The organism is Prevotella sp. HUN102, assembly GCF_000688375.1.
In the GTDB taxonomy this organism is placed as follows: domain Bacteria; phylum Bacteroidota; class Bacteroidia; order Bacteroidales; family Bacteroidaceae; genus Prevotella.
Window position 1 is genome coordinate 2,249,505 of the sequence record NZ_JIAF01000004.1, and the last position, 25,740, is coordinate 2,275,244.

Annotated in this window: 28 protein-coding genes and 1 tRNA gene; 8 read left to right on the forward strand and 21 right to left on the reverse strand. The window is 44.5% G+C overall.

Annotated elements, in window-relative coordinates:
* Window positions 1-1,770 carry an SIR2 family protein gene (locus P150_RS0115070; RefSeq protein ID WP_028898426.1) on the forward strand — a complete coding sequence of 590 codons (1,770 nt, stop codon included), beginning with the start codon at window positions 1-3 and terminating at the stop codon, window positions 1,768-1,770.
* Between the two features lie 2 nt (window positions 1,771-1,772).
* Complete coding sequence (locus P150_RS0115075; RefSeq protein ID WP_028898427.1) at window positions 1,773-2,552, forward strand: hypothetical protein; 780 nt, start codon at window positions 1,773-1,775, stop codon at window positions 2,550-2,552.
* 170 nt (window positions 2,553-2,722) lie between these two features.
* Here the strand turns inward: P150_RS0115075 and P150_RS0115080 are convergent, their stop codons facing one another.
* The 10 genes from P150_RS0115080 to P150_RS18080 form a co-directional block, all read right to left on the reverse strand.
* Window positions 2,723-2,953 carry a hypothetical protein gene (locus tag P150_RS0115080; protein WP_028898428.1) on the reverse strand — a complete coding sequence of 77 codons (231 nt, stop codon included), beginning with the start codon at window positions 2,951-2,953 and terminating at the stop codon, window positions 2,723-2,725.
* Window positions 2,954-2,957: 4 nt separating this feature from the next.
* Window positions 2,958-3,212, reverse strand: coding sequence for a hypothetical protein (locus tag P150_RS0115085; protein ID WP_028898429.1), 255 nt, complete (start codon window positions 3,210-3,212; stop codon window positions 2,958-2,960).
* Window positions 3,213-3,237: 25 nt separating this feature from the next.
* Window positions 3,238-4,512, reverse strand: coding sequence for a PcfJ domain-containing protein (locus P150_RS0115090; RefSeq protein WP_028898430.1), 1,275 nt, complete (start codon window positions 4,510-4,512; stop codon window positions 3,238-3,240).
* Window positions 4,513-4,529: 17 nt separating this feature from the next.
* Window positions 4,530-5,060, reverse strand: coding sequence for an antirestriction protein ArdA (locus P150_RS0115095; RefSeq protein WP_028898431.1), 531 nt, complete (start codon window positions 5,058-5,060; stop codon window positions 4,530-4,532).
* Window positions 5,061-5,078: 18 nt separating this feature from the next.
* The gene (locus tag P150_RS0115100; protein WP_028898432.1) at window positions 5,079-5,492 is read right to left on the reverse strand and encodes a PcfK-like family protein; all 414 of its coding nucleotides are present in this window, start codon (window positions 5,490-5,492) and stop codon (window positions 5,079-5,081) included.
* A gap of 17 nt (window positions 5,493-5,509) precedes the next feature.
* The gene (locus P150_RS0115105) at window positions 5,510-6,100 is read right to left on the reverse strand and encodes a hypothetical protein (protein WP_028898433.1); all 591 of its coding nucleotides are present in this window, start codon (window positions 6,098-6,100) and stop codon (window positions 5,510-5,512) included.
* A 12-nt stretch (window positions 6,101-6,112) separates the two neighbouring features.
* A complete protein-coding gene (locus P150_RS0115110) occupies window positions 6,113-6,394 on the reverse strand; it encodes a hypothetical protein (protein WP_025002787.1) in 282 nt (93 codons plus the stop codon).
* A gap of 11 nt (window positions 6,395-6,405) precedes the next feature.
* Entirely contained in the window at window positions 6,406-6,624 is a 219-nt protein-coding gene (locus tag P150_RS0115115) for a hypothetical protein (protein WP_028898434.1), read from the reverse strand.
* 12 nt (window positions 6,625-6,636) lie between these two features.
* Window positions 6,637-6,846 carry a hypothetical protein gene (locus tag P150_RS0115120; RefSeq protein WP_028898435.1) on the reverse strand — a complete coding sequence of 70 codons (210 nt, stop codon included), beginning with the start codon at window positions 6,844-6,846 and terminating at the stop codon, window positions 6,637-6,639.
* Window positions 6,847-7,017: 171 nt separating this feature from the next.
* Window positions 7,018-7,239, reverse strand: a complete 222-nt coding sequence (locus P150_RS18080) for a hypothetical protein (RefSeq protein WP_231477620.1) — start codon at window positions 7,237-7,239, stop codon at window positions 7,018-7,020.
* Window positions 7,240-7,665: 426 nt separating this feature from the next.
* Here P150_RS18080 and P150_RS0115125 point away from each other — a divergent pair, with 426 nt between their 5' ends.
* From P150_RS0115125 to mfd, 3 genes are all read left to right on the forward strand, one after another.
* A complete protein-coding gene (locus tag P150_RS0115125) occupies window positions 7,666-8,118 on the forward strand; it encodes an HU family DNA-binding protein (RefSeq protein ID WP_028898436.1) in 453 nt (150 codons plus the stop codon).
* Window positions 8,119-8,266: 148 nt separating this feature from the next.
* Window positions 8,267-9,079, forward strand: coding sequence for a class I SAM-dependent methyltransferase (locus P150_RS0115130; RefSeq protein WP_028898437.1), 813 nt, complete (start codon window positions 8,267-8,269; stop codon window positions 9,077-9,079).
* Window positions 9,080-9,263: 184 nt separating this feature from the next.
* Entirely contained in the window at window positions 9,264-12,755 is a 3,492-nt protein-coding gene (gene mfd, locus P150_RS0115135) for a transcription-repair coupling factor (protein WP_028898438.1), read from the forward strand.
* An 845-nt stretch (window positions 12,756-13,600) separates the two neighbouring features.
* Here the strand turns inward: mfd and P150_RS0115145 are convergent.
* The 8 genes from P150_RS0115145 to P150_RS0115180 form a co-directional block, all read right to left on the reverse strand.
* Window positions 13,601-14,347 carry a polyprenol monophosphomannose synthase gene (locus P150_RS0115145; RefSeq protein WP_028898439.1) on the reverse strand — a complete coding sequence of 249 codons (747 nt, stop codon included), beginning with the start codon at window positions 14,345-14,347 and terminating at the stop codon, window positions 13,601-13,603.
* Between the two features lie 81 nt (window positions 14,348-14,428).
* A complete protein-coding gene (locus P150_RS0115150; RefSeq protein WP_155953032.1) occupies window positions 14,429-15,811 on the reverse strand; it encodes a hypothetical protein in 1,383 nt (460 codons plus the stop codon).
* A 57-nt stretch (window positions 15,812-15,868) separates the two neighbouring features.
* Window positions 15,869-16,708 carry a 1-acyl-sn-glycerol-3-phosphate acyltransferase gene (locus tag P150_RS0115155; protein WP_036932251.1) on the reverse strand — a complete coding sequence of 280 codons (840 nt, stop codon included), beginning with the start codon at window positions 16,706-16,708 and terminating at the stop codon, window positions 15,869-15,871.
* A gap of 3 nt (window positions 16,709-16,711) precedes the next feature.
* A complete protein-coding gene (locus P150_RS0115160; protein ID WP_028898442.1) occupies window positions 16,712-17,884 on the reverse strand; it encodes a metallophosphoesterase in 1,173 nt (390 codons plus the stop codon).
* A gap of 9 nt (window positions 17,885-17,893) precedes the next feature.
* A complete protein-coding gene (locus P150_RS0115165; protein WP_028898443.1) occupies window positions 17,894-19,234 on the reverse strand; it encodes a dihydroorotase in 1,341 nt (446 codons plus the stop codon).
* Between the two features lie 26 nt (window positions 19,235-19,260).
* Complete coding sequence (locus P150_RS0115170; RefSeq protein ID WP_028898444.1) at window positions 19,261-20,118, reverse strand: DUF4369 domain-containing protein; 858 nt, start codon at window positions 20,116-20,118, stop codon at window positions 19,261-19,263.
* A gap of 102 nt (window positions 20,119-20,220) precedes the next feature.
* Window positions 20,221-20,646 (reverse strand): hypothetical protein, encoded by a 426-nt coding sequence (locus P150_RS0115175; RefSeq protein ID WP_028898445.1) that lies wholly within the window; start codon window positions 20,644-20,646, stop codon window positions 20,221-20,223.
* Window positions 20,630-20,974, reverse strand: a complete 345-nt coding sequence (locus tag P150_RS0115180) for a septum formation initiator family protein (RefSeq protein ID WP_028898446.1) — start codon at window positions 20,972-20,974, stop codon at window positions 20,630-20,632. Before P150_RS0115180 ends, P150_RS0115175 begins: the two co-directional genes overlap by 17 nt.
* A gap of 220 nt (window positions 20,975-21,194) precedes the next feature.
* Here P150_RS0115180 and P150_RS0115185 point away from each other — a divergent pair, with 220 nt between their 5' ends.
* From P150_RS0115185 to P150_RS0115195, 3 genes are all read left to right on the forward strand, one after another.
* Window positions 21,195-23,012, forward strand: a complete 1,818-nt coding sequence (locus P150_RS0115185) for a DNA polymerase III subunit gamma/tau (RefSeq protein ID WP_028898447.1) — start codon at window positions 21,195-21,197, stop codon at window positions 23,010-23,012.
* A 269-nt stretch (window positions 23,013-23,281) separates the two neighbouring features.
* Window positions 23,282-23,353 (forward strand) — tRNA-Arg (locus tag P150_RS0115190).
* Window positions 23,354-23,469: 116 nt separating this feature from the next.
* Complete coding sequence (locus tag P150_RS0115195; protein ID WP_028898448.1) at window positions 23,470-24,741, forward strand: site-specific integrase; 1,272 nt, start codon at window positions 23,470-23,472, stop codon at window positions 24,739-24,741.
* On the opposite strand, the gene P150_RS0115200 is transcribed toward P150_RS0115195, so the two are convergent.
* The 3 genes from P150_RS0115200 to P150_RS0115210 are packed head-to-tail and all read right to left on the reverse strand — an operon-like array spanning window position 24,722 to window position 25,648.
* The gene (locus tag P150_RS0115200) at window positions 24,722-25,003 is read right to left on the reverse strand and encodes a hypothetical protein (RefSeq protein WP_051617652.1); all 282 of its coding nucleotides are present in this window, start codon (window positions 25,001-25,003) and stop codon (window positions 24,722-24,724) included. The genes P150_RS0115195 and P150_RS0115200 overlap by 20 nt on opposite strands.
* Window positions 24,984-25,145, reverse strand: a complete 162-nt coding sequence (locus tag P150_RS17750) for a hypothetical protein (protein WP_155953033.1) — start codon at window positions 25,143-25,145, stop codon at window positions 24,984-24,986. The genes P150_RS0115200 and P150_RS17750 overlap by 20 nt, the downstream gene beginning before the upstream one ends.
* A gap of 29 nt (window positions 25,146-25,174) precedes the next feature.
* On the reverse strand, window positions 25,175-25,648 hold the full coding sequence (locus tag P150_RS0115210; protein WP_028898450.1) for a helix-turn-helix transcriptional regulator: 474 nt from the start codon (window positions 25,646-25,648) through the stop codon (window positions 25,175-25,177).
* Window positions 25,649-25,740 lie beyond the last annotated feature (92 nt).

The window sequence follows — 25,740 nt, forward strand, 5'->3', positions numbered from 1 at the left end:
ATGGGAATAGAGAAACTTACAACATTGGCTTTTTCGATGTATTCAAATAAAGGAGCGTATGCCCTGTTACTCGGTTCAGGCATCTCTCGTTCCGCCCATATCCCTTCTGGCTGGGAAGTGGAAGAGAAACTTATTCAGAAACTTGGGGCATCACAAGGTATCATAGTCTCTGATGATTGGCATCAATGGTATAAAGACAAATACCAGCAATCTGCATCTTATTCCTCTCTTCTTGGAGAAATTGTAAAGACTCCAACAGAACGAGTGCAGTTGATGAAATCATTTTTTGAACCAACGGATGAAGAAAAAGAAATAGGTTGGAAGACCCCTACCAAAGCACATCTTGCCATTGCAAAATGTGCAAAGAAGGGATATATTCGTGTTATCTTGACAACGAACTTTGACCGCCTTCTTGAAAAGGCTTTTGAATTGGAAGGAGTCACTCCACAAGTTATTAGTCATGAAGGAGCAATATCACAAGCAACACCTATCGTACACAGCAAGATACCAACTATCATTAAGATAAATGGAGACTATATAGATTGTCAATTCAGAAATACGGCAGAAGAACTGGATGAATACCCAGAACAGATGAAATTGTACCTGTACCGTATTTTTGAGGAATATGGCTTGGTCACTTGCGGATGGTCTGGAGAATGGGATAAAGGCTTAATTGAAATCATTAATGGTGCAACACATTCTCGTTATAATTCTTTTTTTACTTATATCGGAGAAGCAAAGAATAGCATAATGTCTCTGTCTCGAGATCGTATGGGAGAACTTATGCCAATAGAGAGCGCCGATAATTTGTTCTCAGAACTCTACGAGCAAATTACGGCTTTGGAAAAATATGATGCGAATGCTAATATGAGCCATGAAATGATGTTGGCACGAGTAAAAAAATATATATCATCAAAGCAATATGACATTGAGTTCGCAGACATAATAGAAAAATGGGGAGCAGAAGCATATAATCAGATTACGGAAGTTGCTCATTATAATTTTTCACTTACTAAAGAATCCTTTGAGCGCTATTTAGAAATTCATCTCCGTGCAATAGATCCACTATTAGATGCTGCAATAATCACAGCAAGATGGGGAAAAGAGTGGCATGTTAAACTTTTTGGTGATATTCTAATAAAGCTGTGTATAAAACCTTTCAAAAATGGCGAAAGAGGGGTAGTTGAGACTTCATACATACACGCATTAGCTCCCATGTTATTGTTAAACGTAATTGGAATTGCTTGTGTGAAATTTGGACGTTTCAAGGAGTTAAATTCTATTCTGAAACTTTCTGTACCTGCGGGTAATTTCATGGGGTTTTATCGGCATCCTTTACTATACCTACTTGGAGGTACACATTGGACTTATGAAACATGGAATAATTTGATGGGAACAACCTACTGCTATCCATTTAGTTTGTTCTTTCTCGGACAATTGGAACCTGTTTTCAAAGATTATTTCATCACAGAGTCAGAATATGAAAATGTTTTCTATATATGGGAGCATCTAAAATCTCTTGTGTATGGTTATAACCAATGTTCTTTGATAGAATTTAGTGTCCCGATGGGTAATTTCCTTTATAAAAGAAATGAATATAAAATGAGGTACAAAGAGACAGAGCCTTACACTTTGTTTTTTGAGGAAGCCGATAAATTGAAAAATAATTGGGAGCCTATAAAACAAGGAATGTTTGGAGGAAGTTACGATAACTACAAACAAATTTATGAGCAGGCAGAAGCATATTATCAACAATATAGAAAATATTAGTTATGGAAGAACAGGTTTCAATCATAGTAACTGTCCTCGCTGCATTATTAACAGGAGGCTTTCTGATGATGTTTATAGAAAGTCAGCAGGTTGCGAATAATATGGCTGAACGTTTCCATTTTATAATGCGCCCTTTTTTTCATAGTTTCACCAATTATGCAAGGTTTATATCCTCATTCAAAACATGTTTCAGTTTCAGAGGGATAGAAGCAGAAGGATATATGAAGAGATTAAAGGATGACTTAGAACAAATTTCAAGGATAGGCGGAAAATCTATAATCGTTGGACAAGAGTTTCCATCAGATTATTTCACGGCAAAACAATTAGATTCAATCTGTAAAACTATAAATGACGTATGGTATTGTATAGATAATGATTATCACGGCTTTCAGAAAATCGAATTTGATACTCATCATGCTGAAATGTTTAGTGAACATACAATTGGTTATTTAGGAGAAATCTCCCCTAAATACAAAGGTATAGAATTGACAAAAGATTTACTTGGGAAAGTATCAGGAGACTTTTTTGTCGATTTCTATCAACCAATAGAACACATCTTACCTGACTATGAATATTGGTTGAAGAAAGAAAAAGAATTTAAGATTATAGCTATGATAACTATTGTCATAACCTTACTTACGATGTTGATTCTTCTCCTGTTGCGTTGCTATATTCCAATATGGGTATTAACTTCATTATGTGTTCTATGTTGTGGGTTATTACTTTTTGAACTGTACAAGTTAATGCGATTAGAAGACCTTACAAAGAAAATTATGCGATAACATACAACCAATAAAAGAGAATTTATGCACGATGGCTTTTTGTTACTTTTGAGCCGTCTCAACTCACTGTCAAAAGTAACGAGATGTTTTTCATCGGGGTTTCTTTGCTCCTTTCTTTATCCGCTTAGGCTCACGAAAGAAAGGAGCGGTCGGCAAATCTGCCGACCGCTTTACTCCGTCTGCTCTTCTTGAACGGTTATCCGTCCCGTCCTTACATCGGGGTGCGTGGAGAAAGCCCAATTGATTTCCTCATCGGGAAGGGTGCTGTGAACATTTCCGCCCATCACCATTCCGCAATCCTGAATGACTTTCTGCCGTGCATCCTCTCTGCTCTCTGCAACCACCTCAAAAACTCCCTCGAAGACGTATTGCGTCCGTACTCTGTAAACTTTCCTCTTCATATTCTCAAAACTCAACCTTTAATAATCTGTGTTCCATCGGCTCACCATTCGATAACCTGCGGTGGGTAAGCCAAAAATGATGTGTTCCGTAACCATAGGCAAAGAACTTGTCAAGTTCCGTTTCTTCGGCTATCCGCTTGACAGCAGCCCTTAATTCCTCTTCATTGGCGGATAAGGTAATGGCATTGATTACCCTTACAAGGATATGGGGTATCTCTTCCGCCCAATTACATACGATGCTTTCTATTTCTGCTTTCATATCTGTGATGTTTTGTGATTGTTGCTTATGCTGTTGCTCTCATTCTCTGTCTTATCAATTTACGGTTAGCATTGACAAGGCTCACGATTTGGTCGTGATATTCCGTATTCTTATTGCACACGCCACGACTTTGCACTACTTTAAGCGTGTCCAGATTGACCTCAATCGTTTCTATCCGTTTGCCCTCAATGGTTGCCGAAAGGATTAGCGAGTTTTCTTTGAGATAGTAGGCACTATCAAATACGCAATGGTGCATTGCCACCCCCTCCTCCAAATGTTCCTGTACACTCTCCAATACGTGGATTTGGATTGTGCCGTCTGAAAAGGCAAGACCGAAGAACTTGGATTTGAGTTCGTGGAAACGCTTCTCTTCCTCCATTGCCTTTTGGCGTTTCTTCTCCTCTTCTTCCTTTTCCCTTTGTTTGCGGAGTTCGCTTTGTCTGCGGTCGTGTTCCCTATGCAGATTGATGGGACAAACATACTTTGGGCTGTGTATGTCCTTGCCCAATCTGCGGAGCATATCCACGTAGTCGCACCAAATCGAAATATCCTCTATGATATAGCCGTTGCGGACTGCTATTTTATAAGATTGCCAACAAGCGTCAAATGTCCTCGAATTATTAAGGAAGTATTTCAGATGCTCGGTGCTATCTGCTTTCAACAAGGTTTCCACACGGCTATCGGAGAGCAAGGCTGGAATAAGTCTTGTCGGGGCAATGCCGTGAAAATCGTCCTTAAATCCATTCCTGCGGAGTGTGTCCGTAGCCTTGAATTTGGGATATATCTGAGAGTAAGATATATGGCGATAGGCTTCATTATCATTGCGTACTGCCATTGGCGAACAGAAAGAGAAAGTGTCAATGTATCTTCCCAATGTTCGTTGGACGGCTATCACAACTTGCCTTCCTTGTGCGTTCCACCAATACTGACCGATTTCTATAACATAGGACGTTGCCTTGCATCCTTTCTCCATTTCTGCGGAGAGGAGGAACATTCTTAGTATTTGGTATTCTCCACAAGTGGTAAGTATCGTAAAGTATTGTTTCTGCCTTATCTTGCGTTCAAAGGTTTCCCTGACCTGCAACCTTGCCCTGCAATGAGGGCAGGTGCAAGTGTCCTTCGGCTTTTCCATTGTCCAACTATGCCCACAATCCATACACGTTGTGCGACCTTTGGGCAAGCGGTAGGCGAAATGGTCTATACACTCTCTAAATGCCCACTTACATTGTGTCTTGGTTATTTGGCGTAGGTTCTTGCTCTCTGCAAGTACTGCCTTCTCAAACTTATTTCTCGGTTTCATAATCTGTCCTCCTTGTTTTATTCGTTGCGAAATACATAGCCGTCCTTATACCAAAAGTCCGTATCAAAAAGGTCATCGGCAAATTTGGAGAAGTCGAAGTAATTCAGCGCAAAATCGGGTAATTCATTCTCCATTTTCGCAAGTTCTTCCGCAAAATCCTCCCTGCTTGAATAACTGCCGATGTAGTCGGATCGGAAAGACTTTACAAGGCTGTAAGCGTCTTGTGTGAGTTGGGTATTGTTTCCTTCCACCCATATCCAAAAGGCTTCTTTCTCCGTGTCGTTCAGTCTGTCCAACTCGTCTCGAAGTTCAAAGAAATTTTCCTCTAAATGTCCTTCGTCTATCAGACCATCGGGGATTTCCTCCCACGCTTGGAACATAAATTCGGGTTCTTCCTCGTCCTCGTGTATCTCGGCACAACGCTCCATCAAGTCGTCCCAATCATAAAACTCCGAAAGTTCCACCCATTCGCCCTGCAATGAGCCGTTGTTGTACTTGGCATAAGTGCCAACATAGATGCGTGCTTCGTTCAAATCCATTGCTTCCATATCCTTTTCTGTTTAGGGTTAAAACTCGAATAATGAGGGTTGGGGGTGCTGTTCCTCCTGCTTTTCCGCTTTGGGTTTCTTGGCGGTAAGTTTGCGGTATTCCTCTGCTTGGTATCGCTCGATAGCCTTTTTCCGTGCTTCTGCTTTTTCCTCCTCTGTAAGTTCGATAGTATGGTTTACCACGACTTGGCAGTTGATTGATTTGCCCACCTCGATGTTATCCTCATCGTAGTAGTGAACGGCAAGGGAATATACCTCCTCATCGGACAGACCTGCACACTCCATTCTTTGGACTTCCGTCAAGATGTAGGTAATGCACTCGTCTATGTTCTTGCTTTCTTTGCGGAAATTCTCCGCAAAGAGTTCATCGTATGATGCTCTGTTCTCCAAGTAACATTGGATTACGCTCTTGAAATGTTCTGTTCCTTTCATTGTCTTTGATGTTTTAATCAGTTGAATAATGTTCCGTCAGAAAGAAATTCGTAGTTGTTGGCTTCACAGCTCTCGGTAAAGGCTTCCTCGCTGAGTTGGTATTTCATATCATCCCTGCAAGCCTTGAAAAAGCCGTTTAAGCACTTGTCCATAAGTTCGTAAAGGGTGGTGTTGTCGGGGACTTTCAGAAAGTCGTATATAGGCTGTAATATCTCATAGTCCATATAGTAGCCTGTCAAAACACAATCATTGGTGACGAATACACGGCTCTTGCGCTTTGTCTTGTAATTGTGTCCCCAAATGGTTTTGGGCATATACAAGTCGTTCCAATGGTTATTGACAAGGTATTTCAATAGTCTAACCCCTTTCAAATTATCTTCTTCCTCGCTGTAATGAGAAGTGAAACGATACCAATAGGAATAATCATCGTATGACCATCTGTCCACCTTGATATTGAATGTCTGTTCAAAGGCTTGCAATGTCTTTCGGTTTTCTTCGTCCCAACCATAGTTGAAATGTTCCGCCCAATGGCTGTGCGCCTTTGCTTGTGCCTCTCTTGTCAGTTCGTGGAGGTTATATACCTCGTATGTTCTTGTTTCCGTTCTCATATCCGTTTGATGTTATCGGGTTGTATTATTGATGATGTCTTCTCCATTGTCCGCAAAGACCTCGATAGTCGGTTTCCCTCCGTTTTCCTCTACGGATAGGTGTTCGGAGGTTTCATATAATGTTTCTCCGTCCGTAATGATGACTTTCTCGTTGTCCTCAAAGCAGAGTACGTCCTCACCTTGCCACGATTTGACAAGGGCAACGGCTTCCTCGTAATTCTCGGCTGTTACTTCAAATCGGGTGCGTTCCCAGCAAGTAACCTTTCGGTCTTGGTAAAAACTGAATGTTTCCATAATTCCTATATTTAGATAGTTGCTAAAATGATTTCTTGGATATGAACAGGTTCAACTTCTGAAAAGAGATAGAGTATAAACTCCTTTCTGTCCTTCCGATTGAGTTCCTTGTATAGTTCCCCAAAGGCGGATATGTTTCCGTTTAGGAAAACCGATACCATATACTCGAAGATGTTGTCCACCTCGTAGTATCTGCATTGCTGTGCGATAGTTTTGCTTCTTCTTTTCATATATCTGCCTATTTAAGAAATGAGTAACCAAAGTATTGCCCCAATGATGAGAGCATAAGCCAAGATGTATGCTGCGATTGCCAAAGCGATGGTAAGGAGTAGCCGAATGAGGAACTTCCCTGCACATATCCCTGCCAGCCAAAGCCAGACACTTCCGCCCCAAAGGAGAGAGCCTGCGAGTGCAAGAGCCAGCCAAATTGATATTTTGTATCTCAGTTTCATCTTGTCTGATTTTTTTGATTTTATGCGGATTCCAGAGGTGAGGGAGTTGAGTTTCCATTTTTCATTTTCTCTGTCCTCGTGTTTCCGACATTTTTTTTATGCGTTTTTCCGTCGGGTCGGTCGTTTTCGTTTCAGGGGCTTAAAAAGGTAGGGCTTAGGACAAACAAGGTTTTACGGCGAGAATACTACCTGCAATGAAATGGAAGTGTGGAGATTGTCGTCTAAACGGCTTGCCGCCCCGACCTTTTTTGTCCGTAGAAGCCCGGAACTACCTTTGCCGCTGACAACGAACAACCGATCCCGATGCGAATACATAGAATGGAACGTGGAGAGGAACACCGCAGAGGACAGAGCGAAAAAATGAATGGCAGCCTTCACAAGAAAGACTGCCATAATCGTGAGGAATAAGACGAAAAGAATGAAAGCCGTTGTCTGAACAGACAACTATTAGAAAAGAAAAACGGAGAAAGTTTCGTCTTTCTCCGTAGATAGTATTACCTTTGCAATAGGTTATTCGAGTTATGCAAAGCGTTGTGTGTCGTTGCAGAAGATAGGTCGCTAAATCATTACCTGCTGAAAATCATAACTCACAAGGCTGTTCATAGCCAATTACTTAGACCTAAATGATAGATTTTCGTCTGAAAAGTACGTACTTTTTTGTTGGAAAGTACGTACTTTTTTAAAAGAAATATGTATCTTCCTTTCAGAATATGGATATTTTTCCGTATCTTTGTTTCCGACGGCGGGACGAAAGCTCCGTGAAGCGTGCGGAGAACATCGCCTCCCCGCCACCCTAAAACAATCTAAACAATCTAAATTATGGACTATTCATTGAACAAAAGAAAGATGACCATCGGAGTGAACAAGGGCAAGGATATGTTCGTGGCAAATCCTGTCTGCCAGAAACAGCGCATATCGTTCGAGAGACTCTGCGAACGAATGGCAGAGGACACAACCGTGGGCGAGGCAGACATCGCCGCCGTGTTCTTTAAACTCCGCAAGGTGCTGAGCCAGTTCTGCTCGCAGGGCTACATCGTGGACGCAGGTCCGATGGGCACGTTCCGTCCTACCTTCACGTCGAAGGCAGTGGAAAAAGAGGAAGATTTCAAGCCCTCTGAAAACATTACCAAGACGCAGATTCTTTTCACTCCCACGCCGGAATTCCGTCAGTTGAAGAACGTGGAGTTCTTCCGGGTGGAAAAACAGGAAAAGAAGAAGGCAAAGCCAAAGCCATCGGGCAGCGGCTCGGAAGAGGGTGAAGAGAATCCGTAAGCCCTTGAAACATCAAAAAGAAATCCTCCTTTGCAGGGATGCAAAGGAGGATTTCTTTTTGAGCTTAAAATACACATTTTTGAGTATTGCAATCATCGAAACTTCTCCCTACTTTTGCTGCACATAACCAAACTGAAAAGCTGAAATTATGGAGACAAGAAAACTGACGAGCATACCCGAAACAATGCTCATACCACTATGGGCGCGTGCTACGGAGACGGAAAACAGGGGTGGACTGATTTACGATGAAACTGCAAAGCGCATCATCAGCAATATTGATTACGATTTCACGAAGTTCAAGAACGGAAAACTCTCACAGGTGGGGTGCTGTATCCGCGCAAAACTGATTGACAGCGATACGAAGAACTTCCTTTCAAGGCATCCCGACGCCGTGGTAATACAGTTGGGTGCAGGTCTGGATGCCCGTTGGCAACGGATGGGATTTCCGAAAGTTACCCATTGGTTCGACCTTGATTTGAAGGAAACTATCGACCTTAGGCGACAATTCATACCCGAAACCGAATACAACACCTATCTGGAACTTTCGATGTTCGACTATCAGTGGATTGAGAAAGTGAAATCGTTCGGAAAACCTGTGCTTATCATCATCGAAGGGGTGCTGATGTATTTCAAGCCCGAAGAAGTAAAGAAGTTTTTCCTGACCCTGTGCGGACAGTTCAGCGAGGCTACAATCCTCTTCGATATGCTTGCCTTCTTGGCTCTGAAGCACGGAAAGCATCACGATACGGTGCGGAAAATGGAAGGAAATCCGGAATTTCTGTGGTCGGAACTGGAAACAAGAACGATGGAAACGTGGCACGGGAAACTGCACATCGCACACGAATACTATATGAGCGATTACGACGAGAAGCGTTTCCCCTTGCTGGTGCGTTTGCTTTACAGGATTCCCTATTTCTACAAACGCTTCAATCAACGCATAGTGGAGGTGGAAATAAAGTAACGGCAACATCTATTGTCTGCCGCTATCTTCCCGTTTGTCGCCCCCAAACCCTCCATTTCTCATCCCCTTTCTCCCATTTCACATCTCATATTTCCCTTCTTCCATCCTCCATTTCACATTTCCCTTTTCCCCTTGTTTCTCGCCAAAAAATCGTACCTTTGCCGTTGCGAACGCAAGAAACGCAATGAAGATACAAGACATAAACGAACTATACGCCACCTTGCCACAAGGTGGTGCCTTGATGAAAATGATGGAAGAAAAGTCGGTGCGGACGATTTTTCTTCAGGGATTATTGGCTTCAGCCACACCGATGTTCTTTGCCTCGATGGCAAAGAGATGGCAAAAGACGCTGCTCTTTGTGCTGAACGATAATGACGAGGCAGGTTATTTCTACAACGATTTAAAAACAATAGCTATGCCCGAGGAGGGCAAGGAACAGGTTGCCGAGGTGCTGTTCTTTCCCTCTTCGTATCGCAGAGCCGTGAAATACGGTCAGCGCGATGCCGGAAACGAGATTCTGCGTACGGAAGTGCTCTCACGGCTGTCGGCTGTAAGCGGGTCGGGAGCGAAAAACAGGTTGCCTCTTTATATCGTTACCGAACCTTCGGCATTGGCAGAACTCGTTGTGGCAAAGCACAAACTGGACGAACGCACCCTATCTGTTTCCGTCGGACAGGTGCTCGACGTGATGGAAGTGGAGAAGACGCTGCGTTCGTATGGGTTCAATCAGGTGGACTATGTTTACGAACCCGGGCAGTTTGCCGTCCGCGGCAGCATTCTCGACGTGTACTCTTTCTCCAGCGAACTGCCGTTCCGTATCGACTTCTTCGGCAACGACGTGGAAACCATCCGTACTTTTGAAGTGGAGACGCAGCTATCCTGCGACAAACGGGAGAAGGTGGACATAGTACCGGAACTCGCTACGCTGTCGGAAGAGAAGATTCCTTTCCTTCAGTTTCTTCCGAAAGATACGGTGCTCGTGATGAAAGACTTTCTCTATGTCCACGACACCATCGACAGGATATATAAGGACGGCTTTACGGCACAGGCCCTGACGGAGCAGATGGAGGGCAAGACGGAAATGGAGCAGCGCGATATTCAGAAGAACTTTCAGGTAAGTTCGCAACTCGTTTCTGCCGCTCAGTTTACCGATGATGCGCTGAACTTCCGTCGCGTGGAGTTCGGTCCCAATCGTGCCGTGGATGCGCCGTCGCTGAATGGAGTTGTGGAGAGCAAGGCCGTCATCCATTTCAATGTTACGGCACAGCCTCTTTTCCATAAGAATTTCGATTTGCTCACACGAAGCCTCAAGGACTATCTATTGCAGGGTTACAGGCTCTATATCCTTGCCGACAGCGAGAAACAGACGGCACGTCTGCGCGAGATATTCGACAATATGGACGACGCCCCTGTGTCTGAAAACACGTCTGTTGCCGACAGGATACCGTTCATTCCGGTCAATCGCACGATTCACGAGGGATTCATCGACAACGACCTGCGTGCGTGCTTCCTCACGGACCACCAGATATTCGACCGTTTCCACAAGTACAACCTGAAATCGGACAAGGCACGTCAGGGAAAGATGGCTCTGACGATGAAGGAACTGCAGGAAATGGAACCGGGCGACTTCCTCGTACACGTGGACTTCGGCATCGGCAAGTTCGCAGGTCTGGTGCGCGTTCCGGCAGGCGAATCCTATCAGGAAATGATTCGTCTGGTATATCAGCACAACGACATCGTGGACGTTTCCATTCATTCCCTGTACAAAATCAGCAAATACCGCCGTGCCGACAGCGGCGAACAGCCACGCCTTTCCATTCTCGGCTCGGGTGCGTGGGACAGATTGAAGGAGAAAACCAAGAAGAGAATCAAGGACATTGCACGCGACCTGATAAAGCTCTACGCCAAACGGAGGCACGAGAAAGGCCACGCCTATCCTCCCGATTCCTATTTGCAGCACGAACTGGAGGCATCGTTCCTCTATGAAGACACGCCCGACCAACTGAAGGCCACGCAGGAACTGAAGCAGGATATGGAGAGTGTGCGCCCGATGGACAGACTCATCTGCGGCGACGTGGGATTCGGAAAAACCGAAGTGGCCGTGCGGGCGGCGTTCAAGGCAGCCTGCGACGGCAAGCAGGTGGCAGTCTTGGTGCCCACTACGGTATTGGCTTTTCAGCATTATCAGACTTTCAGGAAACGTCTGAAGAATATGCCGGTGCGTGTGGACTATCTCTCCCGAGCACGTTCGGCGAAGCAGACGAAAGATGTTCTGGCAGATTTGGCTGAGGGGAAGATAGATATTCTCGTGGGAACGCACAAGCTGATTGGCAAGAACGTGAAGTGGAAAGACATTGGCCTGCTGATTATCGACGAGGAGCAGAAGTTCGGAGTTTCCACAAAGGAGAAGCTGCGCCAACTGAAGTCGAACGTGGATACGCTCACGATGTCGGCCACGCCCATTCCCCGCACCTTGCAGTTTTCGCTGATGGGTGCCCGCGATATGAGCATAATGCGCACGCCCCCCCCCAACCGTTATCCGATTCAGACGGAGATAAGCACGTTCACACACGAAGTGATAGCCGATGCGATAAACTTCGAGATGAGCCGCAACGGACAGGTGTTCTTCGTGAACGACCGTATTTCCAACTTGCCCGAGATAGCAAAGCTCATCAACAAATACGTGCCCGACTGCCGTATCGCCATCGGCCACGGACAGATGAAGCCCGAGCAGCTCGAGGAAATCGTAATGGGATTTATGAACCACGACTACGACCTTCTGCTCTCCACCACCATCGTTGAGAACGGCATAGACATATCGAATGCCAACACAATCATCATCAACGATGCGCACCGGTTCGGACTTTCCGACCTGCACCAGATGCGCGGCCGTGTGGGACGGTCGAACAAAAAGGCGTTCTGCTATCTCCTTGCGCCACCGTTGGCTGCATTGAATCCCCAATCGCGCCGTCGTCTGGAAGCACTCGAAACCTTCTCCGACCTCGGAAGTGGCTTCAATCTCGCTATGCAAGACCTCGATATCCGCGGAGCCGGCAATCTTCTCGGGGCAGAACAGAGCGGGTTTATGGAGGATCTGGGCTATGAGACCTATCAGAAGATTCTCTCGCAGGCCGTTACGGAGCTGAAGAACGACGAGTTTCAGGACCTTTATGCCAAGGAGATTGCCGAGGGGAAGCAGATCAACGGCGACGACTTCGTGGACGACTGCGCCATTGAGAGCGATCTCGAAATGTACTTCCCCGACAACTATGTGCCCGGCAGCAGCGAACGGATGCTGCTCTATCGTGAGCTGGACAACATTGAGCGCGATGAGGAACTCGATGCGTACAGGAAACGGCTGGAAGACCGTTTCGGCCCCGTTCCCCGTCAGGGAGAGGAACTGATGCAGGTGGTTGCGCTCCGTCGGGTGGGCAAACGGCTCGGATGCGAAAAGATTATGCTCAAGCAAAGCACGCTCCAGATGCAGTTCGTGTCCAATCCCGACAGTGCCTATTACAAGAGTCAGGCTTTCGGCAGATGCCTCGACTACATCGGCTACCACCCTCAACGCTGCACACTCAAAGAGAAGTTCGGCAAACGCTTTATGGTCGTCTCAAAGGTAAAGACCGTCGGCGAAGCCGTGTTTATATTAAGAGAGATAGAGAGGGGTAAGTGAACGAGGGACGAGGCTACAAGGGAACGAGGGAATAAGTTTACAAGCGGACAAGGGAACAAGTGGACAAGTTTACAAGGAAATTACCTCAGCATCTAAACATACAAAGGAAAGATAAAATTGAAACGACAGAAATCCAAACAAATTTATTTGTCTCTCCGTCCTCTTCTCCCCTTGTTCTCTCGTCCACTTTTCTCCTTATAAACTTACCACCTTGCTCACTCGTTCCCTCGTCTACTTGTAAACTTACTCATCCCATAAGCATCTGAAAATCAACGGTTAAAAATTGATTTCCATTTGTGCGAAGAATGCAGCGCAATCTTCGCAAAAACGCAATGCAATCTTGCGAAGAATAGAAAGCATTCTTCGGTTACTTGCAAATCAGGTAAAATTCGTCTCTCAACCTGTTCCACTTTTATTAGTTTTCCATCCGAGTTCGGAAGCAGCCAAAGTCAGGGAATATAAGGTTGCTCTGATAATTATTCTGCCTTCTTGGGGAGATTAAATTCTCACAGAAAACATAGAATCACGGATTTCGTTTTCGTCGCAGAGAATGCAAAACCTTCAAGGAACACACAGATTTTATTTGCACTACTGTGTGTTATGAGATAAAATACTATCTTGCTTTTTATCAAGAATCCGTGCCATCCTTGAAGGCTTTGTTTTCTCTGTGTTCATATCTTAACAGAAATGGCAAACAGAAAAAAGGCGCAAGGAAATGTGAATTTCCTTGCGCCTTTACAAGTATAACCATCTAAAACAAATCTGAAATCAAATAAATAAGCAAGCCTCATCTTACCAACTTGCGTCTGAGACGAACTTCCCTTGCCAATCAGGCATTCAGATTATCAGTTTCTGATTTGGGGATATTTACGGAACCACCCGTCGATACGCAACTGCATCACGCCGAAGAAGGCTTCGGAGAAGATGCCGCCGCTCATCTTGCTCGTTCCCTCGCGGCGGTTCACGAAGATAACGGGCACTTCCTTTATCTTGAAACCTATCTTGTGAGAGGTGTATTTCATTTCTATCTGGAAGGCATAGCCCTTGAAACGTATTTCGTCCAACGGAATTGTTTCGAGCACTCTGCGACGGTAGCAGACGAATCCGGCTGTGGTGTCGTGTACGTGGAATCCTGTTATGAGCCTGACGTACTTGCTTGCGAAATAACTCATCAGCACACGCCCGATAGGCCAGTTTACAACGTTCACGCCGCTGACGTAGCGGGAACCCACTGCCACGTCGAATCCTTCGTCGTGAGTGGCCGCATAGAGGCGAGGGAGGTCGTTCGGGTCGTGGCTGAAGTCTGCATCCATCTCGAAGATGAAGTCGTAGTTGTGCTCCAAAGCCCACTTGAAACCACGGATATACGCCGTGCCCAATCCCTGTTTGCCTGTGCGTTCAATGATGAACAGACGGTCGGCAAATTCAGTCTCTATCAGACGATGCACAATCTGCGCCGTTCCGTCAGGGCTTCCGTCGTCGATTACCAATATATGGAAAGCTTTTTCCAAGCCGAAAACGGCACGGATAATCTTTTCCATATTCTCTTTCTCGTTGTATGTTGGTATGATTACAATACTGTCACTTGTCATAAGCCGTTACTTTTTTGCAAAAGTAGCACAAATATCTGAATGCCACAAATCTATAATTCTTTTTTATCAATTCATTTCCCGCTAATCCCAACGGCTGTCCAACAATCTTATGCTGTCATAGGGCAGTTGCCTGTCGGACTTTGGCATATCAGGGAATAGCAATTCGATGCGTTTTACCTGAAAAAAGGCGCAATCAAAATCCATAGGACTATACATTATCTTGTCCTTCTGGCGGTATCTGTCTATATAACTGTCCACTATCGGCAGAAAAACGGGATTATCAGAAGGAGGTATTTCTCCCAATTCTTCAAAATTGCGATTGGATTCCAATTCATACTTCATAGTCTGTCTGCGTCCATTTGCGAATTGCAGATACATCTCAATGCTCTTAACTCTCATTGTATCAAGCTGTAATGCCACTTCACTTACAAATCTTGGCTTTGTCAATTCAATTTCAATCTTACGCGAAGCAGAAGTCTTGACAGTAAATTCATTCGCCGATATTGCCAATTCTTCGACTATCGCCCATCGCTCTTCCACAGAATGATAAGGATTCGCATTCACGTGCAGATGGATTGGTTTGATGGAATCTGCCCGCATTTCCCAGTCTTCATAGCTCAACTGTGTTGCCTTGTATTTCCATTCCCATTCATTCTCCTTATATACGATAGGATTGCGAAGGTTTGAAAGGTCTATATTTACGATCAGTTTTTTGATTATGCCGTCGCCAAAGTGCTTTGCCTTCTTGAAATCATAATGTATTGTAAAGTCATTCAAGAAGAATCTACGCACAAATGGAACTAAATCAGGATCAGAAACTTCTTCAAAATCCAAATTCTTGAGATAATATCTGTTTACGTTTCTATTAAAAAGTGGACAATCGGTAGAGGCATATACCTTATATTTTACATTCAGTTCTATCGTATCGCCACGATTGATACCAAATTGTGTATAATACCAACGACGCTTTATCTCAGGGGTATAATCATAATATAATGTGTCAATTTCCCCAGAAGACTGTGTATAGATTTCTTTATCGTAGTCAGAAGCTCTAATACTTTCCAAAGCATTCTGAAAAGGCAGCATATTTCCATTCGTCTGAAAGCTTACATCCTTAATAAACCTCGGATTCCAGCCTCGCTCAAATATACTTTCTGTCATATAAGAATCGTCAAAACCCCATCTTCCGTATTCAGATTCTTCATAATCAATAGGGAAGCCATAATCAATTGCCGGATAATCTTTTTCCGATTTATTTGCCAAGGTATAGGTTATGTCGAAGCAATTGTAAAGTCCTTCACGCTTTATATTTACTATTTCTTTTACAATGGATATATCCGATATGGTCAATGGTTCGGGATTTGCAACTCTGCAAACTGCCGAATAGCGCATAACAGGGTCGCCATTGGCAAAAACTGACAAGGATATATTTATCAGACAAACAATAATAGCCAGTTTTCTCATTTTTATCAAATTTATATTGGTAGGAAAATCAAAAATAAGAGTTTTCAATATTGCCTTTTACTGGTCGGGATTCTCCACGTAACTCTGATATTCCGGTACGAGCGCAGAGTTTACCACTTCGTAGGCTTCTGCCATTACCTGCTTTTCAAACTCCGCTCCCTTGCCCTTTGGGGCGATAGGCTTGTGGATAGTGAGGCGCAGGGGATGCCATACCGGGAAATGCCAGTCCTTGGTTCGCGGCATCACATCGAAAGAGCCATTGATGGTTATAGGACAAACGGGTAACTGGAGTTCGTCAGCAAGCATAAAGGCACCACGACGGAACTGTCCCATATGTCCGGTAAAGCTGCGTGCTCCTTCGGGAAACACCACCAGCGACATACCTTTTTGCAAGGTTTCGCGTGCCTGATCATAGGTTTTCTTTATCTTGCTGGCACCGCTCTTGTCTACAAAAATGTGATGGGCGTACTCACAAGCTACGCCGATGAACGGAATCTTACGGATTCCCTTCTTCATCATCCACTTGAAATTACGTCCCAGAAATCCGTAAATCAGGAAGATATCGAATGCGCCTTGATGATTGCTGACGAACACATAGCTCTGTTTGGGCTGAAGATGCTCGCGTCCTTCCACCTTTACGGGCAGAAAAAGGAGTCTGATAGTGAGCCATCCCCACCACTTTGCGGGGTAATATCCCCAAAAGTGTCCGTTTCCGACAGCACAGCCAAACATTGTTGTCAATGCAGTCAGCAAGGATGCGAGGAGAAACAGAGGGAGAAAGATAAATAATGTATAGACACCGTATATGAAAACAAAAAGCAGTTTGAAGGGGTTGAAACCACTCTGCTTTTTACCTTGGCTGATTGTTGTTTGTGTGTTATCTGACAAAGGATTCATCGTTTATTTCTTTTTAGAATGCAATGTGATTACAGTAATTTCATTGGGCATATTCAAACGGAAAGGAACGAGACCTCCCAAACCTGCCGTAATGTAGAGCATACGGCCGTTGTCTTCGTAGAGCCCGTAGTCTTCCGTAAGTCGCAGATGGGTCGGGCGCAGCCCGAATATCTGCATCTGTCCGCCGTGTGTATGGCCTGAGAGCGTGAGTTGTGCGTGCGTGTTCGGGAGAATGGAGCGACGCCAAGCCGAAGGATCGTGCTGAAGCATTATTACAAATGCCTCTTTGCTTATCCCTTTCATTGCTTTCGCCACATCTACCTTATGCGGGAAGGGAGGTTTGCCGTCGTTTTCTTCGCCACATATATATATATGGTCTTTTCCATTGTATATCTCCACGCTGCTGTTATTGAGCAACGTCCAGCCTAAAGTATCTCGAATCACGCTTTGCAGTCGCCGTTCCTGTGCCGACAGCTCTTCAGGCGTGCCCTTCACGTATTCCGTATAGTCGTGATTGCCGAGAACGGCAATCGTTCCTTTCAACGGTTCTTTGAGATAATGAGCAAGCGTTTCCACTTCCTGTGGACGCATATTCTGAATGTCTCCCGTGAAGAGAATCAAGTCTGCTTTCTGTTTTGCAATACTGTCCATCTCTGCTTTTAGAATATTTTCGCGCCATCCTTGGAATGTTCCCAGATGAAGATCGGACACGTGAACAATGCGATAGCCGTCGAAAGACTCCGGAAGGTCTTCAAATGACAGGTCTATGTTCTTTACTCTGATTTCCGAAAAGCCTAAAGTAAGCCCGTAGATATAGGTTCCCACCATCAACGCTCCGACCAAGAGACCGACGTAATGCCCCCAGTTGCGATGCGTATGGGTAATATATTTCCTAACGAACCATCCAATGGACGAGAAGAAAGTAAAGATAGCCTTCGGTCCGACCACCATTCCTATGAGCACCAAGTAAGTATTAAGCCACGTCAGGTCTGTTGGTGCAAAGTTTCTGATGGATGCCAGTATGCAGGTATAGCACACGAGAAATATGGTTGGAACCCACCAAAGGAGCCGCAACCACCAAGATATCTTATAGTGCTTGCGGAAATAATGTGCATCGATATAAACATCGGACAGCACGATTATGAGCAACAAGGGTATAACAATTCTTGCTATCATCCGTCTGTCTTATCTAAATGAGAGTTTCTCGCCGCGACATTCGGCATCGAACTTATCATTGTCCAATATATGGCGGCCATTACAGAAGGTATGGACTACCTTCCAGTTGTATTCGTGCCCTTGCATAGGACTCCATTTACACTTGCTCTGGATAATATCTTCGGTAAGTTTCCACGGCTCGTTCGGCTTAACGATGGCAATATCGGCCTTGAAACCTTTTCGCAGATAGCCTCTCTCATTGATATTGAAGAGCTTTGCAGGGGCGTGCGCCATCAGTTCCACCAGTTTTTCTATGGTAAGAACACCGTTATCGACCATTTCCAGCATCGTAACCAATGAGAATTGAATGAACGGCATTCCAGAAGTTGCCTTGGCACAGCCACCTTGTTTCTGCGAAAGAAGGTGTGGAGCGTGATCGGTTCCTATTGTAGTGATACGGCCATCCATTAATGCTTTTCGCAGTTCGGAACGGTCGTTTACTGTTTTTACGGATGGATTGCACTTGATCAATGCCCTCTTCGTGAGATAATCTTCGTTTGAAAAATACAAATGAGCGATTACAGCTTCGAGCGTAACGAGGTCTTTTGCGCCTGGAAGCTCAAGCAATGAGAGTTCCTTAGCCGTTGAAAGGTGTGCAATATGAAGACGGGTGTTGTGTTTCAATGCCAGTTCCACAGCCAATCGGGACGACTGCCAGCACGCCTCTTCGCTGCGAATTTCGTGATGATGCGTGATGTCGGGGTCTTCTCCATACAGCTCTTTCGCACGTTTCATATTTGCATTGATGATACCGGAGTCCTCACAATGCGTCATTACAGGCAGATTCATCTCGGCAGCTTTTGAAAAAATATTCTCCAAAGCGTTTCGCTTATCCACCAGCATATTACCGGTGGATGCCCCCATAAAGAGTTTCACACCCGGAATGCCGTGAATGTCCAGCTCTTTGATGAGTTCGGCGTTTGCATTCGTAGCACCGAAGAAGAAACTGTAATTGACGTGGCTTGTTCGTTCAGCCCTTTCAAACTTGTCGTTCAGAGCTTCCAAAGATGTTGTTTGTGGATTCGTGTTCGGCATTTCCACGAACGAAGTTACGCCACCATAGGCAGCAGCCCTGCTCTCGCTCGCAATAGTAGCCTTCTCTTCCAGTCCCGGTTCGCGGAAATGCACGTGCGTATCTATCATACCGGGTAAAACAAAACAACCCGTGGCGTCGATTGTCTCACCGAATGTGCCACGGGATGGTTGCGTATTTTCCGTAATTTCGGCTATCCTTTCATTATCAATAACAACTGCACCCTTGAAAGTGCGTCCTTCATTGACTATCGTTCCGCCGTAAATGAGTTTCCTCATCCTTAAATATATCTTTTAAATGTTCTTTATTGTTTGGTCTTTGCCGTGTCTCCAGCCATTTCTGCTGGTGTGGGAGGTGCGGGAACAGCATCGGGAGTGGTGCCTGCCGCATCGGGAACGGGCATTGTCCGTTGGTCAGGTAAGCCTGCCGTGCCGTTTCTATACTCCTGAAGAGAATTGTATATGAACTTTACCTGTGGGTCGTTCTTGAAGCTGTCCGGGGCTTTTGTCATTATATATTCAATCCAAGAGGGCAACTGGCTCGAAGCATTCATATACAGATACTGATTCAGCCATATTGGAAATGCCCCGGGATCGGAGTCATAAGCCACACGCGTAGAGAATCCCCAAGAACTCAATACATTGTCAAAGTTGTTCACAACGAAATTCGTAAACAGCGTATCACCCGAATAATAGACCTGCATAGCCTTCATCATAGCCTCACGGTTCACGCTATATTCGTCCTTACCGTCCAAGAGAGCGGCGTTCCCCTGATGCTCAATCTCCATATATCGGTTGCTGAGCTGCACAAATTTAGCCCAGAACTGATTGAGTTTGTCGTTCAATGGCGTTCCACCTACTTCACGCTGACCGTTGTCCAACCTCATAACGATGTCTCCCTCTTCCATAACGACAGGGAAAAAGTTCATATCGCCGATGTAAACACTTACCACCTGAACCGAATCGAAAGTACCCTGAAAAGTAAACTGACCGTGAACGACATCGCAGGAGTCGAGGCTCTGCAACGAACCATCATTAACTTTTTTAAGATACAGCTTTCTTCCATCAAGGCTTGATATGTTAGATGTGCCCTGTATGTTATAGGATTGAGCGCACGATGCAAGTGCTACGAGAGAGATTAGAGCATAAAGTATTTTATTCATAGACAATTTCCTTGTTCAAGACAAATATACAACGTATAGTTGATGTAGTGAAAGTTTTTCATTCAATTTAAAACTATAAGCTGCTTTTTAGCGTTTTTTCGCTTAATGCTTGTCTTCTTTCTTCAATTCGTGGTCGATACGGTGGGTTGAATACACCTCCAATACGGCACCGATAAGCATTGCTACCACCCAGTTGTTCTGAAACACGCGAATATATGTGAGCTGACTGCTGATGTCTTTCACGAAATAGGGCTGCAGAAGACCGTGTTCGGATTCCACCATCAGCAATCCTGCAATGACAAAGCACACATTCGCAAGCACCATTATCTTTCGGAGACGGCGTATCGTAAGGCTCTGACCGAGATATTTCTGGCGAATCTGCATCGCTGCAAACAAGACTGCACCGACCAGCATTACCCAACTCACAATCCCACGTTGGAAGAAAAAGACATAGAGACCTGCTCCTGCCACCATCATTATGCCTCCCAACAAAAACAACAAACTCTCTAATCTACTCAACAGTCTCATTTTCAGATGTATTTCCGGCAGGCTGTTCGTCATCGCTCAATACGAATATATCCTCATCGTCTGCCTTCATAAAATAACGTTCGCGAGCAATCTTTGCAATAGCATCAGGATTGCGCTTCAACTCTTTCAGTTGCTCGGTAGCACGCTGATAATTGGCTTCATATTCCTGTATTTCTTCCTTCAGGTCTTCAATCTGATAGGCATACCCTAAACGCTTCATCAGGCTGTTCTCACCGAGAACACCCACCATCAGTATACCGACAAAAATCGTTATCGGATACTTGAAACGGCTGAGAAAATTATAAATATGTCCAGTAAACTTGCTCACGTTATTAATTACCTTTTTATTTTGACTTTCAGAGAGAAACAGAAATCATTCTGCAACAACATCCATTCCCCCTGCTATCTCTATGCAAAAGTAACTAAAAGATTCTGAATAGTGAGACAACGCAAATGAGAATTTTAGCTAATTAACATTTTATCGGTGGTCTCTGAGCCATAATTTTTCAACTTTTTACTACCTTTGCAAAAACTATCAGAATCAAACTATGGACGAATATATCGTTTCGGCGCGTAAATACCGACCTATGACCTTCGACTCCGTGGTGGGACAACAGGCATTGACCACCACGCTGAAGAATGCCGTAAAGAGCGGGAAACTCGCCCACGCCTATCTCTTCTGCGGCCCTCGGGGCGTAGGAAAGACCACTTGTGCGCGTATCTTTGCAAAGACTATCAACTGTACCAATCCCAACGCTGAGGGAGAAGCCTGCAACGAATGCGAAAGCTGTCAGGCTTTCAACGAGGGAAGAAGCTACAATATCTTTGAACTGGATGCGGCAAGCAACAATTCGGTTGAAAACATCAAGACCCTGATGGACCAGACTCGCATTCCTCCACAGGTGGGACGTTACAAGGTTTTCATCATCGACGAGGTTCACATGCTCTCCACGGCTGCTTTCAACGCTTTTCTCAAGACGCTGGAAGAGCCGCCAGCACACGTTATATTCATTCTTGCCACAACGGAGAAGCACAAGATTCTGCCAACCATTCTTTCGCGCTGCCAGATTTACGACTTCGAAAGAATGACGGTGCCGAACATTATCAACCATCTGAAAGCCGTTGCAGAGAAAGAAGGCATACAGTTTGAGGAGCAGGCACTGAACATCATTGCCGAAAAGGCCGACGGAGGTATGCGCGATGCGCTTTCCATTTTCGATCAGGCTGCAAGTTTCTCGCAGGGAAACATCACTTACCAGAAGGTCATCGAAGACCTCAATGTGCTCGATGAGGAAAACTATTTCAAGATTGTAGACCTCGCAATGGAGAACAAAGTGAGCGAGATTATGGTGCTCCTGAACAATATTATCAACAAGGGATTCGACGGCGGCCACCTTATCAACGGACTTGCATCGCACGTGAGAAACGTCCTGATGGCAAAGGATCCACAGACACTTCCCCTGCTTGAAGTGAGCGAGCAGCAGAAACGCCAGTATCAGGAGCAAGCCCAGAAGTGCCCGACGCCTTTCCTTTACCAGTCGTTGCAGATTATGAACCGTTGCGACGTAGAATACAGACAAAGCTCCAATAAGAGGCTTTTGGTGGAAATCACGCTCATTCTGGTGGCACAGATCACGCAGAAGGACGACGAAACGCCCGCCTCGGGGCGCAGCCCTAAGCGTTTGAAATCCCTGTTTAAGCATCTTATTATTAAGGCTCAGCCTAAACCGGTTCAGCAGGTAACCGGGGGGAGCCGTGCAAAGGCTGCACAGACGGAAAGGAAATCGGCAGAACCTGTTGCTCCACAGCAGACAGAGCCGGCTTCTTCCACCCACGTTTCCGTGCAGCTCAATGAATCCGTGGCTGCCAAAACAGCCCCGTCGGCGACAATGCCGAAAATAAACCTCGGCTCTATCGGAATGTCGTTCAGGAATCTCCGAAACGAGGGCAAGGCCGAAGTGGTGGAGGAAGACAAGGTGGAAATCACCAATAAGGACGAAAACCAACAGTTCTCGCAACAGGACCTAATCGTGGAATGGCGTGCAATGTGCAACCGAATAGGTAAGGCAAACGTTGGTCTGGCGCAGCGAATGAAGCACCTCAGCCCTCGGATTACCGAATTTCCGAACGTGGAGGTACTTGCCGAAAACAACATTCTTCTTGAGGAAATGCAGGCATTCAAGGGACGCATTCACGCCACTTTGACGAAGTATCTCCACAACGGAAACATAGCAGTAAGTTTCCGGCTTGCCAAACAAGAGGAGATAAAGCCTATCCTGACACCGAGACAAGAACTGGAGAAACTGCAAAAGGAAAATGCAAGCATCGCCAGACTCATTGAAAAGTTGAGCTTGGATTTGGTATAAGAAAACCAATTTTACGATACATAAAATCATTTTAGAGCCAAAACTGCCTGCATTCTTCACACGTCTGCAAGCAATTTTGGCTTTTTACAATCTATTTATTTTGCACTTTCCAAACTTTACATTACCTTTGCATACGCTTTTGGCTCCGTAGCTTAGCTGAATAGAGCGTCAGATTCCGGTGCTTGAGTTACAAAAAGGCTGCCAAGCTATAATAGGCAAAAATGCCAAGTTCGATAATCGTGCAAAGCGAAGATACAAAAAACTCGTAAGCACTTGTAGTTCAATGGATAGAATAGAAGATTCCGGTTCTTCAGATTAGGGTTCGATTCCCTACAAGTGTACTCCTAAAAAGCCAACTTTCAAAAGTTGGCTTTTATTGTTTCCGCACTTTTAAGGCTTTTCCTCTACTTTTGCGGTAAAATGTGGTTCAAATGTGCCACAATTTACCTGCAAGATTATGAGTACAACATTTAAGGCTGTGGTATATGCCCACCACAAAAAAGTAGATGGCACGTACAATGTAAAAATACGTGTTACGCACAACAGGCAACGCAGACACATTGCTACAAATATATTTGTAACCAAAGAGGAACTGACACGAGGGCTGAAAATAAAATCAGCCAAAGTAAATGATTTGCTAAAAAAGGAGATAACCCAATACCAAGAGATAACAGCTACTATCCCAACAGCAAAAGCAAGTTGCATGGGAGTGGCAGAGGTTGTGGAGTATATAAGCAATTACGAGCGGACACACTCTGTATTTAACCTTGACTTTATAGAGTTTGGCAGACAAGTTATTGATGAGTACATAAAGGCTGGGAGAATAGGTACAGCAAAGAGTTACGAGTGTACAATAAACGCATTAGTACGCTGGCTCAAAAGAGAACACTTGTATATAAATGAAATTACGGTGCAGTTCCTCACTGATTTCTATCTATGGATAAAAAACGATATGCCTGCACGCAAAGGAAGAAAAAAGGGAGAGCGTGCGCCCTCCTTGTATTTGGGTAACATACGGATATTACATAACAAGGCTAAGGATATATACAACGATGAAGATGCAGGAGTTATACGCATACCTTTAAGCCCATTTAAGCGTTTCCACGTTCCACGCCAACCACTCACACGCAAAAGGAGTATAACAATAGAGCAATTACAAGCTATAATGCAAGTACCCGATGGTAAAACAAAGGATAGTAGGGTTACGCTGGCAAGGGATATGTTTTTGCTCTCCTTTGGGCTTATAGGTATGAACAGTGTAGATTTGTACAACTGCACACAAATAGAGGGCAACCGTATAATATACCAACGTACCAAGACACGCAACAGGAGAGCCGACCACGCAACTATCAGCGTAAAGGTTGAGCCTTGCGTAATGCCACTGCTGGAAAAATACAGAGACAAAACAGGCAAAAGGGTATTCAACTTTTATCAACGTTATTCTGATTCTCACACCTTTAATGCCAATATAAATAAAGGGCTAAAAAAAATAGGTGCTATGCACGAGGTAAGCATAGCTGATTTAGAGTTTTACGCAGCAAGGCATACGTGGGCAACATTGGCAAGGAATAAAGCAGGGATAGATAAAGCTACCATACATGAGGCATTAAACCACGTGGACGAGCAAATGCGTATAACAGATATATACATAGATAGGGATTACGGTAAGCAAGATGAAGCAAACCAAACATTGCTTGAACTTGTGTGTTTTACTCCTCCACTTTCTTAGCAGCCATCATACGTCCTTTCCCAGTAAGCAGCCACCTTGCACTTACATTATATACCTCTACAAGAGGAACAAGCCAGTACAGCTTAAGCAGCTTGCGCTCTAATTCTTTTTCTTGAGCATAAAACAACCTCTTATCAATATCATACTGCCTGCAATAAGTTTGGCGACCTCTTATTACTTTGGTATCTAAAAGCACATTAAATGCCTCATAGAAACGCCTCTTTATCCCTGTAGAAATGTTTTCACTCTTTTGTGTTGGCATAATACAGGGATTTTTTTGCCTCTAATAGGCAGCTTTTAATACTTACAAGCTCTTCAACAGGCTTGCCATCTATAACAGCATTATCAATAGCAATTTCAGCCTTTAATAATGCCTCATTTATATATTTTTCGATTATTCCCATACTGTGCTAATACTTTGGTTTGAGAGGAATTATACGGCAGCTCCTGTTTTTTCATTAAAAGTTGAACTAAAATCCTGTTGCAGCTGGCTTCTTAACGCCCCAATCTCTCTATTGAGTTTTTGTATCTCCAAATCTTTTTTATACAACAACTCATCTTTTTCCCTAACAACGCTTGCTGGGTATAATTTACCCTCACTAATGAGTTTAAGGATTTCATTAGCCACAATTTCCGACCCCTCAAATACAACTTTTTTAGTCGTACCTTCTGCATCTTCCATATCCGCTTCAAACATAGCTCCATACCCAGTGGTTAGCCACGCTGCATTAAAGCCAAAAACCTTACTCCAATTAGCTGCTGTTCGTTTTCCAAAAGGTTTGCCATTTAGCAGCCTACCAACTACTTGCTGTGTTGAGCCAAGCATTTCAGCAGCCACTACTTGAGTAATACCTTTTTCCTTGAAGTAGTCCTTAATTTTTTTACCTACATTATCTGCCTGTGTCATAGTTACTTATATAAAATCACTAAAATTTACGACAAAAAAAGTCGTATTTCGCTTTGGCGATACGACCAAAAAGATTTATCTTTGCATCGTTA

Coding starts and splice junctions, on each gene's coding strand:
- P150_RS0115070 (WP_028898426.1), top strand. CDS start 1: ATGGGAATAGAGAAACTTACAACATTGGCTTTTTCGATGTATTCAAAT.
- P150_RS0115075 (WP_028898427.1), top strand. CDS start 1,773: ATGGAAGAACAGGTTTCAATCATAGTAACTGTCCTCGCTGCATTATTA.
- P150_RS0115080 (WP_028898428.1), bottom strand. CDS start 2,953: ATGAAGAGGAAAGTTTACAGAGTACGGACGCAATACGTCTTCGAGGGA.
- P150_RS0115085 (WP_028898429.1), bottom strand. CDS start 3,212: ATGAAAGCAGAAATAGAAAGCATCGTATGTAATTGGGCGGAAGAGATA.
- P150_RS0115090 (WP_028898430.1), bottom strand. CDS start 4,512: ATGAAACCGAGAAATAAGTTTGAGAAGGCAGTACTTGCAGAGAGCAAG.
- P150_RS0115095 (WP_028898431.1), bottom strand. CDS start 5,060: ATGGAAGCAATGGATTTGAACGAAGCACGCATCTATGTTGGCACTTAT.
- P150_RS0115100 (WP_028898432.1), bottom strand. CDS start 5,492: ATGAAAGGAACAGAACATTTCAAGAGCGTAATCCAATGTTACTTGGAG.
- P150_RS0115105 (WP_028898433.1), bottom strand. CDS start 6,100: ATGAGAACGGAAACAAGAACATACGAGGTATATAACCTCCACGAACTG.
- P150_RS0115110 (WP_025002787.1), bottom strand. CDS start 6,394: ATGGAAACATTCAGTTTTTACCAAGACCGAAAGGTTACTTGCTGGGAA.
- P150_RS0115115 (WP_028898434.1), bottom strand. CDS start 6,624: ATGAAAAGAAGAAGCAAAACTATCGCACAGCAATGCAGATACTACGAG.
- P150_RS0115120 (WP_028898435.1), bottom strand. CDS start 6,846: ATGAAACTGAGATACAAAATATCAATTTGGCTGGCTCTTGCACTCGCA.
- P150_RS18080 (WP_231477620.1), bottom strand. CDS start 7,239: ATGGCAGTCTTTCTTGTGAAGGCTGCCATTCATTTTTTCGCTCTGTCC.
- P150_RS0115125 (WP_028898436.1), top strand. CDS start 7,666: ATGGACTATTCATTGAACAAAAGAAAGATGACCATCGGAGTGAACAAG.
- P150_RS0115130 (WP_028898437.1), top strand. CDS start 8,267: ATGGAGACAAGAAAACTGACGAGCATACCCGAAACAATGCTCATACCA.
- mfd (WP_028898438.1), top strand. CDS start 9,264: ATGAAGATACAAGACATAAACGAACTATACGCCACCTTGCCACAAGGT.
- P150_RS0115145 (WP_028898439.1), bottom strand. CDS start 14,347: ATGACAAGTGACAGTATTGTAATCATACCAACATACAACGAGAAAGAG.
- P150_RS0115150 (WP_155953032.1), bottom strand. CDS start 15,811: ATGAGAAAACTGGCTATTATTGTTTGTCTGATAAATATATCCTTGTCA.
- P150_RS0115155 (WP_036932251.1), bottom strand. CDS start 16,708: ATGAATCCTTTGTCAGATAACACACAAACAACAATCAGCCAAGGTAAA.
- P150_RS0115160 (WP_028898442.1), bottom strand. CDS start 17,884: ATGATAGCAAGAATTGTTATACCCTTGTTGCTCATAATCGTGCTGTCC.
- P150_RS0115165 (WP_028898443.1), bottom strand. CDS start 19,234: ATGAGGAAACTCATTTACGGCGGAACGATAGTCAATGAAGGACGCACT.
- P150_RS0115170 (WP_028898444.1), bottom strand. CDS start 20,118: ATGAATAAAATACTTTATGCTCTAATCTCTCTCGTAGCACTTGCATCG.
- P150_RS0115175 (WP_028898445.1), bottom strand. CDS start 20,646: ATGAGACTGTTGAGTAGATTAGAGAGTTTGTTGTTTTTGTTGGGAGGC.
- P150_RS0115185 (WP_028898447.1), top strand. CDS start 21,195: ATGGACGAATATATCGTTTCGGCGCGTAAATACCGACCTATGACCTTC.
- P150_RS0115195 (WP_028898448.1), top strand. CDS start 23,470: ATGAGTACAACATTTAAGGCTGTGGTATATGCCCACCACAAAAAAGTA.
- P150_RS0115200 (WP_051617652.1), bottom strand. CDS start 25,003: ATGCCAACACAAAAGAGTGAAAACATTTCTACAGGGATAAAGAGGCGT.
- P150_RS17750 (WP_155953033.1), bottom strand. CDS start 25,145: ATGGGAATAATCGAAAAATATATAAATGAGGCATTATTAAAGGCTGAA.
- P150_RS0115210 (WP_028898450.1), bottom strand. CDS start 25,648: ATGACACAGGCAGATAATGTAGGTAAAAAAATTAAGGACTACTTCAAG.